The sequence below is a fragment of the Streptomyces sp. NPDC127119 genome (assembly GCF_042677425.1).
GTDB lineage: Bacteria > Actinomycetota > Actinomycetes > Streptomycetales > Streptomycetaceae > Streptomyces.
Map to the genome: position 1 here is coordinate 9,812 of NZ_JBHXTO010000065.1, position 15,232 is coordinate 25,043.

A 15,232-nucleotide genomic window follows, 5' to 3' on the forward strand; every position below is an offset into this window, starting at 1 on the left:
GTGCGCGTCGGTCAGCGCACCGCGTACAGGACGCCCGCGACGAGGAGCGCGCTCGTCAGGACCAGTGCGGTGACGAACAGGCCGAGGGCCATGCGCCGCCCCCACCTGATGTGCCGCGTCACGGTACTCATGCGGTCTCCAGCCTCTTCTCCTTCGGGCCGGCCGCCGGGTCGGGGCCGACCAGCCGTCCCGTGCGCAGGCCCGACGCGGCGAGCAGCCACAGCACGGGCTCGGCGGCCCGTCGCTGCTCGCTGTCCAACGCGCCCGCGCCGGTGGCCGCGTGGGCGCTGACGGCCCAGTAGCGGTCGGACCTGAAGTCGTGGCCGAGGGCGCGCACCAGCCCGCCGAGGCCGATCTCGGTGAGCCAGGTGTCGATCCGGGCCCCGGCCACCGGCAGGGAGTCGAGCTGGTCGAGGACGTCCCGCTTGGTGACGACCGTCGCCACGGACATCCTGCCGCGCCGCCCGGTGAGCGCCGACAGCTCGCCCGCCAGCCGCTGGTACGTCTCCCAGGGGCCCTGCGGCGAGGGCCGCGCGGCGGTGGCCCGGTCGGCGTCCGTGCCGCTCAGCTTCGTGCGGACCGTCGGCTCGGCGAGCACGTCCGCGACCAGGACGACACCGTCGGTGTGCGCGAGGTAGTGCTGGGCGCGCACCCGCTCGGCGTCCTCAAGGGACTCGCCCATCGGGTCGTACAGGTAGAGCAGCCGGCGGCGGCGCCCCAGCGTGACCGTCAGCATGAAGGCGCGGGGCTGGCCGCCGGTCGTGGCGTGCGCCCAAGTGCCCTGTGTCAGGGTCTGGTTGAGGGTGTTCGCGGTCTGCCGGTCGTCCGTCGACGCGTACTCGACCCGCAGATCGCTCCGCCGCGACCAGGCGTGCAGCCCTTCGACCATGGCGGCCATCAGCATCGTCTTGCCCGACGACGTGCCGCCGACCAGCGGAGCGTGCACGACCCGCGTGGTGCCCACCGCGTCCGGCAGCACCTGGTCGCAGTGCGGACACAGGGCGGTCAGCCGGCCCCGGCCCGCGAGTCGGCTCGCTCCGAGCCGCTGCCCGCAGGAGCACATGTGCCGCAGCGCCCCGTACCGGCCGGGACGCAGCCGGGCGTGCGGCTTCCGGCAGCCGGGGCAGCGATGCACCGCGAGCGGCACCGGCCGGTAGCAGCCCGGATAGGGGCACTTGACGCGGATCCGCAGGACCGTGGCCCAGCCGCGCTCCACGCCCCGCAGGACGAGCGCGGTCCCGGCGGCGCCCAGCCACACGAGGGCGAGCAGCAGGGCGAGGACCGCCAGCGCGAGCGCGAGGAACACGGTCGCGAGCGTGGCGGCCACGAGGGCGCCGAGGAACGTGCCGGGCGCGACGAGCCACATCCCCAGCTGCACGAACGAGTTGCGCTCGGGCAGCCCGTCGGCACGGATGCCGCGGAACAGTCTCGCGGTCGTGTGCTGGGTCCACCGGCTGGTGAACCGCAGCCAGATCACCCGGATGCCGAACCCGCCCGCCGTGGCCGCGTCCACCCACATCTGCCGCCACCAGTAGGCGAGTTCGGCCGGTTCGCCGCCACCGGTACCCGAACCGCCCTTGCCTCCGCTCCCGCCGACCACCGGGATACGGGTGTCGGTCACGCCCTCCTGCCGGGGGCCCAGGGCGGAGCACACCGCCCGTACCCCCAGGGAGAGGAGCTGCCACAGGGCGTTGCCGAAGCAGACGGCGCCCGCGACCAGCGCCAGGAAGCCGAGGACACACTGCGCGACCACGTTCACCGGTACTCCCGGCCGTCGCCCGGAGGGGGTGCCACGTCCCCGTACCGCGAGGACGGGTCGCTGTCCCTGCCCCCGTCCCTGCCGCGTCCGCGGCCGGAGAACCGGCCCGCGAGGCGGCCGAACGTACCGGGCCGGTTCCAGGCCCGGAAGGCGTCGAGCTTGCCGCGGCCCGCCCGGTCGAGGCTCGCCTCCACCTCGGCCAGATCCTCGGCGGGCAGCGCCCGCACGACGGGCCGCAGCACCTTGGCCAGCAGCGCGGCACACGTCTCGTCCCACGCCGGGTGCGCGCCCGCGTGCGAACTCCAGTCGCAGAAACAGTCGGCGACATAACCGGGGACGGTACGCAGCCGGTCGCCCACCCGGTTCGACTGCGCCCTCCGCTCGTACGCGGCCAGCAGTGCCGCGTCACCGGAGAGGGCCAGCGCGTACAGCTCACCGGGCGGCGCCGAACCGCGCAGCAGCCGGCGCGCGAGGGCGCGGTGGACCCGTTCGAGGACCGGCGCGGGCACCGGGCGCGCGTTCGCGCCGAGCGCCGCCGCGCGCTGCACCCAGTCCAGCCCCTCGCCCTCGGTGCCGAGCAGCCCCGCGAACTCCAGCAGCAGCAGCGCCGCACGCTGTTCCGGCGCCAGTTCCGTGGTGAAGCAGCACAGCAGGTCGACGGCGAGCGCCGGGATGTCCCGGTCGTCGGCAGGCGCCGCGAGCGCGGCGTCGATCAGCAGGTCCCGGGTACCGGCCGCGCGGTGCAGGTCGGAGCCGAGTGCGTTGAGCAGCAGACTCGCCTCCTGGCCCGTGGGCAGTACGCCGGGCCACACCAGGTCGACCGCGGTCCGCAGGACGGCCGGTTCGGTGTGCAACGAGACCCCGGCGGTACGCACCACGCCGTGGAACGCGGTCACCCGGTCACCCACGCCGGTGGGCAGGGCGTTCGACGCGCACATCCGCAGATGCAGGAACCCCGGGTGGTCCCGTACGGGGAGTTCCGCGACGGCCAGCATCCGCGCGGCGGACACCGGCCGGTCGGCGGAGATCGCGTCGAGCGCGCCGAAGAGGGCGATCCGCAGGGTCGGATGCGCGGCGACGGCGTCGCGCAGCACGGCCAGCTCCTCCGGGCGGACGGGGGCGGTGGGGGCGACGGGGCCGACGGAGCCGACAGGCCGGGCGGGACCCACGGGGTGCACGGGACCGGTGGCGCCGAAACCGGCCTCGTGCCCGGCTCCGGCCGTCCCGGCTGCCCCATCCGCTCCGGGGTGCGCCGGGCCCGTACGGGTGCTCCACCAGGGGATCGCCCCGTCGCGGTCGGCGGTCGCCGCCGGGGTACGCCGACCTGGGTACCCGGTGTCCGTACGGGGTTCCGGGCCCGTGGCGGAGGGGTGCGCCCGCGCCTCGGGGATGTCCATGAGGGCCTGGGCCAGCCGCGCCGCGAGGTCCGGGAGGAGGTCGGTGCAGTCGACCTCCAGCAGATCGGCGACGCGCAGCAGACCCAGCGGGCGCCCGGCCGGCGGCTGCGCCGGGTCGGCGACGCCCGAGCGGATGGCGTACCCCAGCTCCGCGCCGAGCCGCGTCCGCGCCTCGGGGGTGAACGAGGCGCCGTGGACGACGGGGACGGGCCCGTCGCCGCGCACCGCCGCCGTCAGCACCTGCGCGGCGAGCGGCGCGGAGACGAAGGCGGGCACCTGCCCGTCGAGGCGTTCGAAGAGAGAGGTCAGTCCCGCGACGAAGTCGGCCGACGACGACGTGCCGGATGCCGTGCCGGAGGCCGCACCGTCCGTCCGCCGGGCTTCGTCCGACGGCCGGGTGTCGTCCGTCGGGCGTGCCTCGCTCAACGCCGTGACGATCTCGGCCAGTTCGCCCTCGGGCAGGCTGCCCGCGCGGTCGCGGACCCAGTGCGTGGCCGCCGTGAGTGCCGCCGGGGGGAGCGGGATGCGAGCCGTGAGCGCCGCCGCGGACAGCGAACCGAGGTCCGGCCCGTGGCGCCGGAACAGATCGGGCCTGCCCGCCCGCCACACCCGGGCGCACACCTCCGCCCACGGGTCCGCCACGGTCTCGGCGGACGGGCCGGGAGCGGCGGGCACGGGCGGCCGGGTGCAGTCGTGGACCCGGTGCCGATGGCCGTAGGCCACGGTCTCCGACGACGGCAGTACGCCGATGATCTGCTGCCTCGCCTGCACGGGCCGCCGTGTGTACGTCGTGAAGGTCAGCCGGTGCGCCTGCTCGCGCGGCAGCACCGCGCAGGCCAGCGCGATCCACTGGGCCACGGCGGCGCTGTCCCGCTCCACGAGCACGACCTGCCCGGCCCCCGGGTCGTCCGCGACCGCCCGGACGTCCGCGAGGACCGCCGCGAGCCGGTCGGCGCGGGACACCGCGAAGGCCACCAGCGCCTCGTGCTGCATGAGCCCCGACGGCTCGAAGCGGTCGATCGGCTCGGGCCTGCCGCCGTCCGGTGTCACCCGGCCCCAACGCCGGGACTCCCAGGCCGCGATGGGCAGCGCACCGTCCGGCAGCCGTCCCCCGGCAGGCAGATGGAGGGCATGGGCGTGGAAGTTGCCCCACCGCCCGCTGTAGTCGACGCCCGTGTAGACGGAACGGCTCAGCAGCCGCCCGCCGTCGGAGAGTTCGCTGAAGCTGAACGCCGTGGGGAAGCCGCTGAGTTCGTCGGCGTCGGGCCGTGCGGGGGAGTCCCGCGGCGGCTCGTACCCGATGAGCTGCTCCGCCTCTCTGAGCACGCCCTGCGGCACGTCCTCGCTGACCGCCGTGAAGCGGAAGCCGGATCCGCCGGGCCCGGGCGGCGCGGAGGTGTAGTGGAGCTGGGAGAGCGTCACCTGGACTGTCCTTTCCGTACGTTGGTCACCGGCAGCAGCCCGCGCCGGGCCAGCAGCCACAGCAATGGATCCTCCACCCGCAACGGCTGCGGCCCCGACTTCGGTACGTCCGCCGGGGCGTCGGCGGGCGGTGGCGCACCCAGCGCCGAGAGACCGAACAGCGACAACTCCGCGAAGTCCCGCTCCAGCTGCCGGTACAGCGCCCCCGAGTCCCAGTCGGCGAGCTGGGCGCGCAGCTCCTCGTGCACCGCGAGCCGGTCGTCCTCGTCGAGCGTCCCGCCCTCGTGGGTGGCGCTGTTCAGCAGCGGTGAGTGCGGGTCGAGCAGTGGCCGCAGCATGTCCGTCTTCGTCACGGCCACCGCTATCGGGGTGCTGACCCGGCCGCGCGAGCCGCCCCGGCCGTGCGCCCGCAGCTGGGTCGCGAGATCCGCCGCGATCTGCTGCGGCGGTGTCTCCACGGCGGGCAGCGGCGGTCCGTCGCCGAGCGGCAACCGGTCGCGCACGGAACCGAGTTGCAGCGGATCCACGAGCAGGATGATGCCGTCGGCCGCGCTGAGATAGCGGGTGTAGCGGTCCACGGCGTCGGCGCCCGCGAGGTCCTCGCCCGCCGCGTCGAAGAACACGAGCGTCGTGTGCCTGCTGCCCGTGCCGAGCCGTCCGCGCCGGGGCAGGCTCAGCCGGTACAGCAGCGGATCGTTGAAGCCCAGCGCGGCGGGGCGGGTCGCGTCCGGCAGCCGCAGCCGCTCGTACAGGTCCTGGGCCATCTCCTTGTCGCGCTGCTGCGTGCCCTGGCCCATCGCGGCGAGTGAGGCGTCGAAGGCCTGCCCGACCCGCCGGTTCAACTCGTTGACCAGCACGGCGACATACGTGCTCTTGCCGGACGCCTTCGCGCCGACCAGTGCGATGATCCGGCTGTCCTGCTCGCAGTAGTCGCTGGGCAGATCGCTGTGGCAGGAGCCGCACACCCGTACCGTCGTGGTCACGCCACAGCCCGGACAGACGGCGGGACCCGCGTTCGCGGCGGGCCGCAGCCTGGACACCGGTGAGCGCGGCCGGGTGAAGACCGGGCCGCGCATCCGGGCCGACGGGGGGATGCCCGGGCCCATGAACTCGGCCCACACGTCGTCGCGTTCGGGCCCGCACGGCTGCGAACCGCGCACCCCGCCCGCGATCATCAGACAGCGGTAGGGCAGCCCGGCGGCGGACGAACGGGCGAAGCAGTAGGGGCAGATGACGGTCGTCATGGGTTCAGCGCACCACCAGGGTCGCGGGGGACGGTTCTTCGAGTCGTACGGACGTGGCGTGCGCGCCGAGCAGAAACCCGCGCAGGGTGTACGGGACGGGACAGGGGGCCGAGTCCAACTCGTGCTCGACCGTACGCAGTTCCAGCAGCTCGGCACCGGCGATCCTGAGCACGGTGGTGCCGTCCGAGGGCCCCCGGGGCCGAAGCGTGCCACTGCGCGCCACACAGACGAACTCCGGCAGCTGCTCCGGCAACCGGGGCTGATTCTCCTCGAGGGAGGAGCCGGTGGAGGAACCGGCAACGGAGTCGGGAGCGGAGAGGGTGACGCGGATCAGGGGATTGCCGCGCCGCAGCATCCGGCGCGGCGCGGGCACCAGGCGGTACGCGACGGACGCGTCCGGCGGCAGTTCCGTCTCGGCGGGCGACGGCAGCGCGACCACGGACCCCGAGGCGCGCGGCGCGGGCACCGCCCTGACCCGGACACCGCCCCGGCCCACCGGCAGCCGCAGGCCCTGACGCCGGTACTGGTGGGCGGCGACGGCCTGTTCGCCCGTGCGTCCGCCGCTCTCCGTCCAGCTGACCGTCAGCAGGCCGGTGCCCTCGGGCCAGTCCAGGAGCACCTGCACCTGGCCGTCCGCCTGCCGCCGCGCGCTCAGCCCGGTCACGGCGACGGGCGCCTCCACGGTGACGGTCGGTCCGGCCACGGCACGTTCCCCGAGCACGGCGACGGCCGCGACCTCGGCGTGGGTGCCGGGCGGCGGACACAGCACCGGTTCGCCGTCGTGCGGGCGGCGCCACGGCAGCGGTCGGGGCAGCTCGGCGGTGGCCAACTCGGCGCCCGGCGCGGGTGCTTCGCCGGGCCAGCAGACCAGCCGTACGTCCGTGCCCTCCTCCGGTACGCCGTCTCCTGCGTCCCCTGTGCTCTCGCCGCCCGTCCAGGCGAACCTGATCGCCTCGCCCTCGGCCGTGGCCGTGAGCGTCCGTACGGGTTCGGGCCAGCGATGTGCCGTGCGAGTCGCCTCGACGCCAGGGGACGCGGCGGCCTGTCCCTCGGGCGTGCGGTAGTGGCACACGACCCTGAAGCGGTGCCGGCCCGGCGGCAGCCCGGTGGCCGCGAACCGGTCCCTCTCACAGGGGAGCGTGCCGGTCCGGCCGTCGGGACCGGTGTGCTCGACCGTCACCTCCGTGGCGCCGGGCGGTGTCCGCCAGGTGCCGTCGATCCGCTCCCGGCCGTCCGTCAGCGCGAGCCCGCTCACCTCGGGGGTGACCGGCAACTCCCGCGCGACGAGGGGGACGCCGTCCACGCGGCCCTCGCGCAGGGGGAGCGCCACGTAACGCACCATGCTCCCGAGCGGGATCGCCCGGTCCTCCGTGCCGCACACGCCGCCCGTGCCCGCGGGCACCTGGCGCACTTCACGGACCTCGGTGCTGCCGCGCCCGGTCCGCCGAAGCCGCAGGACGCGCCAGGCGATGCCGGGTTCCGTCGCGTCCCAGGCCAGCACCGCCGACTCCGGGCGCAGTGCGCACCGCAGCCGCCCGGTGCGGTCGTCGTGCCGGGGCCGGTGGATGCGTACGAGGCTGAACAGGGCTTTGCGGTCGTCCGCGGCGAGGCGCAGGGTCCGCAGATACTCCTCCGTCGCGGCCTCGGTGTCGCCCGCCTGCTCGGCGGCACGGGCCGAGTCCAGCGCGGCGTCGGCGTGGCCCAGCCGCCGGGTGAGGGTGACCCGGAGCGCGTCGAGCGACGGGTCGCGACCGGTGGAGGGCAGCCGTTCCAGGAGTTTGCGCACGCGACGCAGCCGGTGTTCGGCCCACGCGTCGGCCAGTCCCTCGGCGGCGGTCCTTTGCGCCTTGTCCAGGACGGGGCGGACGCCGGCGGCGGCGGTGAGGCCTGCGGATTCGTCGGCGTGGATGCCCAACGCCCGTGCCGTGTCCGGGTGCCGGCCGCGCGGGTGGTCCTGGAGGAGCCCGATCAGTTGGTACAGCAGGATTCTGCGCAGGGCCTGCGGGTCGGCGCGGTGGAGTTCGGCGAGGTCGTTCGCGAGGGTGGCCCTCGGGCCCGCGCCGCGGCCCAGGTCGGCCAGTAACGCGTGGTCGACGCGTCGTCGGCCGCGGGGGCCGAGCGGGACGAACACGCCGTCCAGGACGCGCAGTCCGGCGGCGGCGCCGGGGCCGGTACCGGTGCCGGTACCTGGGCCGGGGTCGAAGAGTTCGCCCATGTGGCGGAGGCCGGCGGCGCGTTGGGTGGCCATGAGGCGGGTGTAGCCGGGGGTCAGGGGGGTGAGGGGGAGTGCGGACAGCGCTTGGGGCAGGCCTAGGTGATGCCCGAACTCCAGACCTGCCACCTGTACCGCTCCCCCGGTCGTGCCTGCGACCGACATCCCATCAGATTTGGTGGGTTTGGGGGAGTGACTTTCGCAATCCGGCGAGGTGGGAGGGGTTGTGTGGGCGGGGTGGTTCTGAAGTGAAGAGGGAGTCCGCCCCCGCCGCCCCTACCCGTTCCCGTCCACACATGGGGGCTCCGCCCCCTCGCCCCCCATTGCGCAGTTCCCCGCGCCCCTAGACCCCCAGGGGCGCGGGGAACGGCGCAGTCTTTTGCCTTTTAGGGGCGCGGGGAACTGCGCAATCGGTTAGGGCCACCCCCACCGGCCCGCAGGTGACCGTTCAAGCCCCCACGGCGGCCAGAGCCGACACCGCGGCGGCCGCGTCGTAGCGGGCCAGTACCACGCGGGCAACCTCCGGCGCCGCGCCCAGCACCGGCGCCACCAGGTCCGCCTCGTCGGCGCCCCGTGCGACCCGATCCGGCAACCGCCCCGGCGCGAGGAAATACGGCGCCACAACCACCCGCGCACACCCCAGCGCACGCAAAGACCGCACCACCTCCCCCGTCCGCGGCAGCGATCCGGCGGAGGCGAACGCAGGCCGCACGGCGCACCAACCGGTCCGCCGCCACTCCCGCGCGATGTCTGCGATCACTGCGATCGCCCCCGGGTCGGTGGACCCCGCCGCGGCCAGTACGACCCCGGTCGAGGACTTGTCGGCGGGGGACAGCCCCGCCTCGTACAGCCGCCGTTCGAGCGCGGCCGTCAGCAGCGGCGACGGGCCGAGCACCTCGGCCTGCCGGATCCGCAGCCGGGCCGGTGCCTCGCTCAGCACCGACGGGATGTCCGCCTTCGCGTGGAAGGCGCGGGTCAGGAGCAGGGGGAGGGCCACGACATCGCGTACGCCCTCCGCCGCCAGCGACTCCAGCTTGCCCGATACGGAGGGAACGTTGAACTCCAGGAAGCCGGTCTCCACGCGCACCCCGGGCCGCCGCGCCCGCACCTGGCGTACCAGGGCGTGCACGGTCGCGGCATGACGCGGGTCGCGGCTGCCGTGGGCGATGACGAGGAGTACCGGTTTCGACATGGAGATCAGCTCTTCACCAGGAGACCACGGCTGCGCAGTACCCACCGCTCCAGGGGGCTGAAGATCAGCAGGTCGATGGCGATGCCGACGATCAGGATGAGGAGGATGGCGAGGAACACCATGGGCATGCTGTTGGCCGTACGGCCGTTCTCCAGCAGCTGGCCGAGGCCGATGCCCAGGTCCGGCGAGGACGCGATGATCTCGGCGGCCATCAGGGAGCGCCAGGAGAACGCCCAGCCCTGCTTCAGCCCCGCGAGGTAGCCGGGCAGCGCGGCCGGGATCACGACGTGCCAGGTGCCGCGCAGCCCCGTCGCGCCCATCGTGCGGCCCGCCCGCAGGAACAGCGGCGGGACCTGGTCGACGCCGGACACGAGGCCGTTGGCGATGGAGGGGACCGCGCCGAGCAGGATGACCGCGTACATCATCGAGTCGTTGAGGCCCAGCCACAGGACGGCCGGCGGCACCCATGCCACCGACGGCAGCGACTGGAGTCCGGACAGGATCGGGCCGATCGCCGCGCGCACGAACTTCACCCGCGCAACCAGCAGCCCGAGCGGGGTGCCGATGACGAGGGCCATCAGGAAGCCCAGCAGACCGCGCGAGACGCTGGTCCAGATGTATTCGAGGAGCGTGCCCTCCAGCCAGGCCTCCTGGACCTCGTCCCAGACCGCGGACGGGGCGGGCAGCTTGTAGCTGTCGGTGACCTCGGCCCACACCAGGACCTGCCAGACGACCAGCACCAGCGCCACGGCGACGATCGGCGGGAAGATCTTCTCCACGAAGGTCCTGCGGAAGGGCGTCCGCTTCGTCTGGACCGTGTCCAGCGCGTCGAGACCGGCTTCGAGTCCGGCGAGATCGGCGCTCTGTCCGGCGCTCTCGTCCTCGTCGGCCCGGCCCGTCACGCCGCCGTCCTTGACGGCGCTCGTCTCAGTGCTGGCCATGGCGGCGGATCTCCCCACGCAGTTGTTCGGTGATCTCGACGGACAGTTCCGCCACGGCGGGGTCCTCGATCCGGCGCGGCTGCGGAATGTCGACCGTCCACTCCCGCGCCACGCGCCCCGGGCGCGAGGACAGCAGCACCACGCGCTGGGCGAGCCGTACCGCCTCGCGCACGTTGTGCGTCACGAACAGCACCGACACGTTCGTCTCGCGCCAGATCCGGGTCAGCTCGTCGTGCAGCACGTCCCGCGTGATGGCGTCGAGGGCCGCGAACGGCTCGTCCATCAGCAGCAGCCGACTGTCCTGGGCGAGCGCGCGGGCCAGCGCGACCCGCTGCCGCATACCGCCGGACAGCTCGTGCACCCGCTTGCCGTACGCGCCCTCCAGCCGGACGAGCCGCAGGAGCTCCTCCGCCCTGGTGCGGCGGTCGGCCTTGGCCACGCCCCGCAGTTTCAGGGCGAGTTCGATGTTCTTGCCCGCGGTCAGCCACGGGAAGAGGGCGTGCTCCTGGAACATCAGGGCCGGGCGGCCGTCGGTGTCGATGTCGCCCGCGGACGGCTTGTCGAGCCCCGCGACCAGATTCAGCAGCGTCGACTTGCCACACCCGGAAGCTCCCAGGAGGGTGACGAACTCGCCGGGCGCGACATCGAGGGTGATGTCGTCCAGGACGAGCTGCTGCCCGGCGGGGCCGGCGAAGGACTTCGAGACGTGCTCGATCCGGGCGGCGTACTCCACCGACGTACCGGCTTCGGCGTCGTCGTTCTTGGCGAGGGCGGTTGCCACGGTCGTCACCTCCTGGGAACTCATGGGTCTGGGCCTGAACTCTCGGCTGTCCGGGCTTACTTGACGCCGAGGCCGGCGTCGTCGACCGCGCTCGCGCCCTCGGCCTCGAGGACCTTGTTCAGCGGCGCGAGGTCGTAGATGCCGTCGAGCTTGGGCTTCTCCAGCAGTCCGGCCTTCACCGCGTGTTCGGCCTCGGTGTTGAGGGTCGAGGCCAGCGGGTCGTCGGTGAACTGGATCGACTTCCACGCCGGGTCGATGACCTCGGCGGGCAGTTCCTTGCCGGACAGCGCCTTGAGCTTGGTGTTGGCGGCGGCCTTCGCCTCGTCCGGGTTGGCGTTGATCCACTTGTTGGTCTTCACCGAGCCGCGCAGCACGGCCTCGACGACGTCGGGGTGCTCCTTGAGGAACTTCTGCGACACGATGATGTTCGTGATCACGAACTTCTTGTCGGGCCACAGGTCGGCCTCGTCGAGCAGCACCTTCGCGCCCTCGGCGACCAGCTTCGACGCGGTCGGCTCCGGCACCCACGCGCCGTCGATGGACCCCGACTTGTAGGCGTCCGGCGTGATCTTGTTGTCCGTGCGGACCACGGAGACGTCGCCCTTGCCGCTCTGGGCGTTGACCTTCCAGCCCTGCTCGGCGATCCAGTTGAGGAACGCCACGTCCTGGGTGTTGCCCAGCTGCGGGGTGGCGATCTTCTTGCCCTTGATGTCCTTCGTGGACTTGATCTTGTCCGGGTTCACCACCAGCTTGACACCGCCGGAGGCGGAGCCGCCGATGATCCGCAGACCCTTGCCGTCGGTCGTGCTGTAGCCGTTGATGGCGGGGGAGGGGCCGATCCAGCCGATGTCGATCGACCCGGAGTTCAGCGCCTCGATCTCGGACGGACCCGCGTTGAACTGGGAGTACGAGGCCTTCGTGCCCCCGAGCTCCTTCTGCAGCAGCCCCTCCTGGTCACCCACGAGTGCGGTGGCGTGCGTCAGGTTCGGGAAATAGCCGATCCGGACGGTGTCGGCGGAGAGCTTCTTGCCCTCGGCGGCGACCTTCGAGGTGTCCTCGTCCTTGTCGGAGCCGTAACCGCAGGCGGCGAGGGTCAGGAGCGGAAGCGCGGCGGCCACGGCGATGCCGCGGCGAAGCAGTGTGGAGCCCTTGGCAGGCACGGGAGGGTTTCCTCTCGTTGGCCCGGCGGTCACGGTTCTTCAGGTCGTGGCCGGGAGGTCGGCAGGTCTTCGTCGTATCCGCGACGGCGGGCGGGGGGACGGGGCGCGCAGGCAGTGCGCGTACGTCAGCACGCACATCGCGCGACTCCGCCCTGTCCGGCGCCGAGGGCGCCGCTGCCGACACGGCCGCCCTCCTTCGCGAACGTGGAGTAGAAGTCCGTGGTGACCGTCATGTCAGAAGTCCCACCCGTCCTCGTCCGCCTCGGCCCTGACCGGCTCCGGGGAGGCGAAGGACTCGCCGACCATGCCCGCGGTGAGCGTGGTGCCGTCGGAGGGGTCGATCAGGATGAACGAGCCGGTGCGCCGGGAGTCGGCGTACGAGTCCACCGGCAGCGGCTCGGCGGTACGGATCTTCACGCGCCCGATGTCGTTGGCGACGAGGTGACCCGGGTGCGGGTGCAGGGACAGGTCGTCGAGGGTCAGCCGCGACGGGATGTCCTTGACGAGTGCTTTGACCGTGCGGGTGCCGTGCTTGAGCAGCACCCGGTGGCCGATGGTCAGGGGCGCGTCGGCCACGTGGCAGACCGTCGCCTCGATGTCCTGCGTGGTCGCGGGCGCGTCCTTGGTCGGCACGATCAGGTCGCCGCGCGAGATGTCGACGTCGTCCTCCAGGAGGACCGTCACCGACTGCGTCGTCCAGGCCAGGTCGACCGGCTCGCCGAGCAGGTCGATCGAGGCGATCCGCGAGGTGCGCCCGGAGGGCAGCACGGTGACCGCCTCACCGACGCGGAACGCGCCGGCCGCGATCTGTCCGGCGTACCCGCGGTAGTCCGGGTGCTCGGCGGTCTGCGGACGGATCACGTACTGCACGGGCAGCCGCGCGTGGCAGGTCGCCAGGTCGTGGCTGACCGGCAGGGTCTCCAGGTGCTCCAGGAAGGTGGGGCCGCCGTACCAGTCCATGTTCGCGGACGGGTCGACCACGTTGTCCCCGGCGAGCGCGGAGATGGGGATCGCGGTGATCTCGGGAACGCCCAGTTCGGACGCGTACGCCGTGAACTCCTCGGCGATCGCGGCGAACACCGGCTCCCGGTAGTCGACGAGGTCCATCTTGTTGACGGCGAGCACGACGTGCGGGACGCGCAGGAGGGCGGCGATCGCCGCGTGCCGGCGGGTCTGTTCGACGACGCCGTTGCGCGCGTCGACCAGGACCACTGTCAGCTCGGCCGTGGACGCCCCCGTCACCATGTTGCGGGTGTACTGCACGTGGCCCGGGGTGTCGGCGAGGATGAAGCGGCGCTTGGCGGTGGCGAAGTAGCGGTAGGCGACGTCGATGGTGATGCCCTGTTCGCGTTCGGCGCGCAGGCCGTCGGTGAGCAGGGCGAGGTCGGGGGTGTCCTGGCCGCGGTTGCGGGAGGCGTGTTCGACGGCTTCCAACTGGTCGGTGAGGACCGACTTGGAGTCGTGGAGCAGGCGGCCCACGAGGGTGGACTTGCCGTCGTCGACGGAACCCGCGGTCGCGAAGCGGAGCAGCGTCGTGTCGGACAGCTGCTCGACCGACAGCGGCTCGACGGGCTCGGTGGGCTCGATGGTGCTGGTCATAGTTAGAAGTACCCCTCGCGCTTGCGGTCTTCCATCGCGGCCTCGGACATCTTGTCGTCGGCGCGGGTGGCGCCCCGCTCGGTGAGCCGGGAGGCGGCGATCTCGGTGATCACGGCCTCCAGCGTGGTGGCGTCGGAGTCGACCGCGCCCGTGCAGGACATGTCGCCGACCGTGCGGTAGCGCACGAGGCGGGTCTCCACCGTTTCGCCGTTCCTGGGGCCGCCCCATTCGCCGGCGGTGAGCCACATGCCGGCGCGCTGGAAGACGTCCCGTTCGTGCGCGAAGTAGATCTCGGGCAGGTCGATGCCCTCGCGGGCGATGTACTGCCACACGTCGAGTTCGGTCCAGTTGGACAGGGGGAAGACGCGGACGTGTTCGCCGGGGGCGTGGCGTCCGTTGTAGAGGTTCCACAGTTCGGGGCGCTGGCGGCGGGGGTCCCACTGGGAGAACTCGTCGCGCAGGGAGAAGACGCGTTCCTTGGCGCGGGCCTTCTCCTCGTCCCGGCGTCCGCCGCCGAAGACCGCGTCGAAGCGCTCGGCCTGGATCTTCTCGGTGAGGGGCACGGTCTGGAGCGGGTTACGGGTGCCGTCGGGACGTTCCCGCAACACACCACGGTCGATGTAGTCCTGTACGGAGGCCACATGGAGCCGCAACCCATGCTTCTTGACCGTGCGGTCCCGGTACTCCAGGACCTCCGGAAAGTTGTGTCCTGTGTCCACATGGAGCAGGGAGAAAGGCACCGCTGCGGGCGCGAACGCCTTCAGCGCCAGGTGGAGCATGACGATGGAGTCCTTGCCGCCGGAGAAGAGCACCACCGGCCGCTCGAACTCGCCCGCCACCTCACGGAAGATGTGCACCGCCTCGGACTCCAGCGCGTCCAGATGGCTCAGGGCGTACGGGCTGTCGGTCCCCTCCTCGGAGACGTCGGCGACGGTCGTCATGCGAGACCCCTTTCGGCGAGCAGCGCGTGAAGCGCAGCCGCGGACTCCTGCACGGACTGGGTGTGCGACTCGATGCGCAGATCGGGCGACTCGGGCGCCTCGTACGGGTCGTCGACCCCGGTGAGCCCGGAGATCTCGCCCGCCGCCTGCTTGGCGTACAGGCCCTTCACGTCCCGCTCGCTGCACACCTCGACCGGCGTGGCGACATGCACCTCCAGGTACGCGGCACCGCTCGCCTCGTGGCGCTTGCGCACCGCCTCGCGGCTGTCGGCGTACGGGGCGATGACCGGCACCAGCGTCTTGACGCCGTTGCGGGACAGCAGGTCGGCGAGGAAGCCGATGCGCTGGACGTTCGTGTGCCGGTCCTCGCGGCTGAAGCCGAGGCCCGCCGTCAGGAACGTACGGATCTCGTCGCCGTCGAGCACCTCGACGCGGTGGCCCTCCTCGCGCAGCCGTCCGGCCAGCTCGTACGCGATGGTGGTCTTGCCGGCGCTCGGCAGACCCGTGAGCCAGATGGTGGCTCCGGTCACTTGGTTCTCCTGGTTCATCGAGGTCGTCGAGCCGGTCACGGTCGTCGCGGCCGT

The 15,232-nt window shown here is 72.9% G+C and carries 11 protein-coding genes; all 11 read right to left on the bottom strand.

From position 1 onward, the window contains the following. Nucleotides 1–127: 127 nt before the first annotated feature. A complete protein-coding gene (locus tag ACFVH5_RS25150) occupies nt 128–1,759 on the bottom strand; it encodes a hypothetical protein (protein WP_385836008.1) in 1,632 nt (543 codons plus the stop codon). Then, entirely contained in the window at nt 1,756–4,578 is a 2,823-nt protein-coding gene (locus ACFVH5_RS25155) for a GTPase-associated protein 1-related protein (protein WP_385836009.1), read from the bottom strand. The genes ACFVH5_RS25150 and ACFVH5_RS25155 overlap by 4 nt, the downstream gene beginning before the upstream one ends. Further along, nucleotides 4,575–5,822, bottom strand: coding sequence for a hypothetical protein (locus ACFVH5_RS25160; protein WP_385836012.1), 1,248 nt, complete (start codon nt 5,820–5,822; stop codon nt 4,575–4,577). The genes ACFVH5_RS25155 and ACFVH5_RS25160 overlap by 4 nt, the downstream gene beginning before the upstream one ends. 4 nt (nt 5,823–5,826) lie before the next feature. Then, nucleotides 5,827–8,070 (bottom strand): hypothetical protein, encoded by a 2,244-nt coding sequence (locus tag ACFVH5_RS25165; RefSeq protein ID WP_385836014.1) that lies wholly within the window; start codon nt 8,068–8,070, stop codon nt 5,827–5,829. 412 nt (nt 8,071–8,482) lie between these two features. Further along, on the bottom strand, nt 8,483–9,226 hold the full coding sequence (locus tag ACFVH5_RS25170; RefSeq protein WP_385836015.1) for a sirohydrochlorin chelatase: 744 nt from the start codon (nt 9,224–9,226) through the stop codon (nt 8,483–8,485). 5 nt (nt 9,227–9,231) lie between these two features. Beyond that, nucleotides 9,232–10,167 carry an ABC transporter permease gene (locus ACFVH5_RS25175; RefSeq protein ID WP_384799882.1) on the bottom strand — a complete coding sequence of 312 codons (936 nt, stop codon included), beginning with the start codon at nt 10,165–10,167 and terminating at the stop codon, nt 9,232–9,234. Further along, on the bottom strand, nt 10,154–10,972 hold the full coding sequence (locus ACFVH5_RS25180; RefSeq protein ID WP_385836016.1) for an ABC transporter ATP-binding protein: 819 nt from the start codon (nt 10,970–10,972) through the stop codon (nt 10,154–10,156). Before ACFVH5_RS25180 ends, ACFVH5_RS25175 begins: the two co-directional genes overlap by 14 nt. 32 nt (nt 10,973–11,004) lie before the next feature. After that, nucleotides 11,005–12,108, bottom strand: a complete 1,104-nt coding sequence (locus ACFVH5_RS25185) for an aliphatic sulfonate ABC transporter substrate-binding protein (RefSeq protein ID WP_384799876.1) — start codon at nt 12,106–12,108, stop codon at nt 11,005–11,007. 234 nt (nt 12,109–12,342) lie between these two features. Beyond that, on the bottom strand, nt 12,343–13,707 hold the full coding sequence (locus tag ACFVH5_RS25190) for a sulfate adenylyltransferase subunit 1 (protein WP_385836019.1): 1,365 nt from the start codon (nt 13,705–13,707) through the stop codon (nt 12,343–12,345). Nucleotides 13,708–13,709: 2 nt separating this feature from the next. Beyond that, entirely contained in the window at nt 13,710–14,648 is a 939-nt protein-coding gene (gene cysD / locus ACFVH5_RS25195; protein ID WP_385836020.1) for a sulfate adenylyltransferase subunit CysD, read from the bottom strand. After that, nucleotides 14,645–15,196 carry an adenylyl-sulfate kinase gene (cysC, locus tag ACFVH5_RS25200; protein WP_385836049.1) on the bottom strand — a complete coding sequence of 184 codons (552 nt, stop codon included), beginning with the start codon at nt 15,194–15,196 and terminating at the stop codon, nt 14,645–14,647. Before cysC ends, cysD begins: the two co-directional genes overlap by 4 nt. Nucleotides 15,197–15,232: the final 36 nt, after the last annotated feature.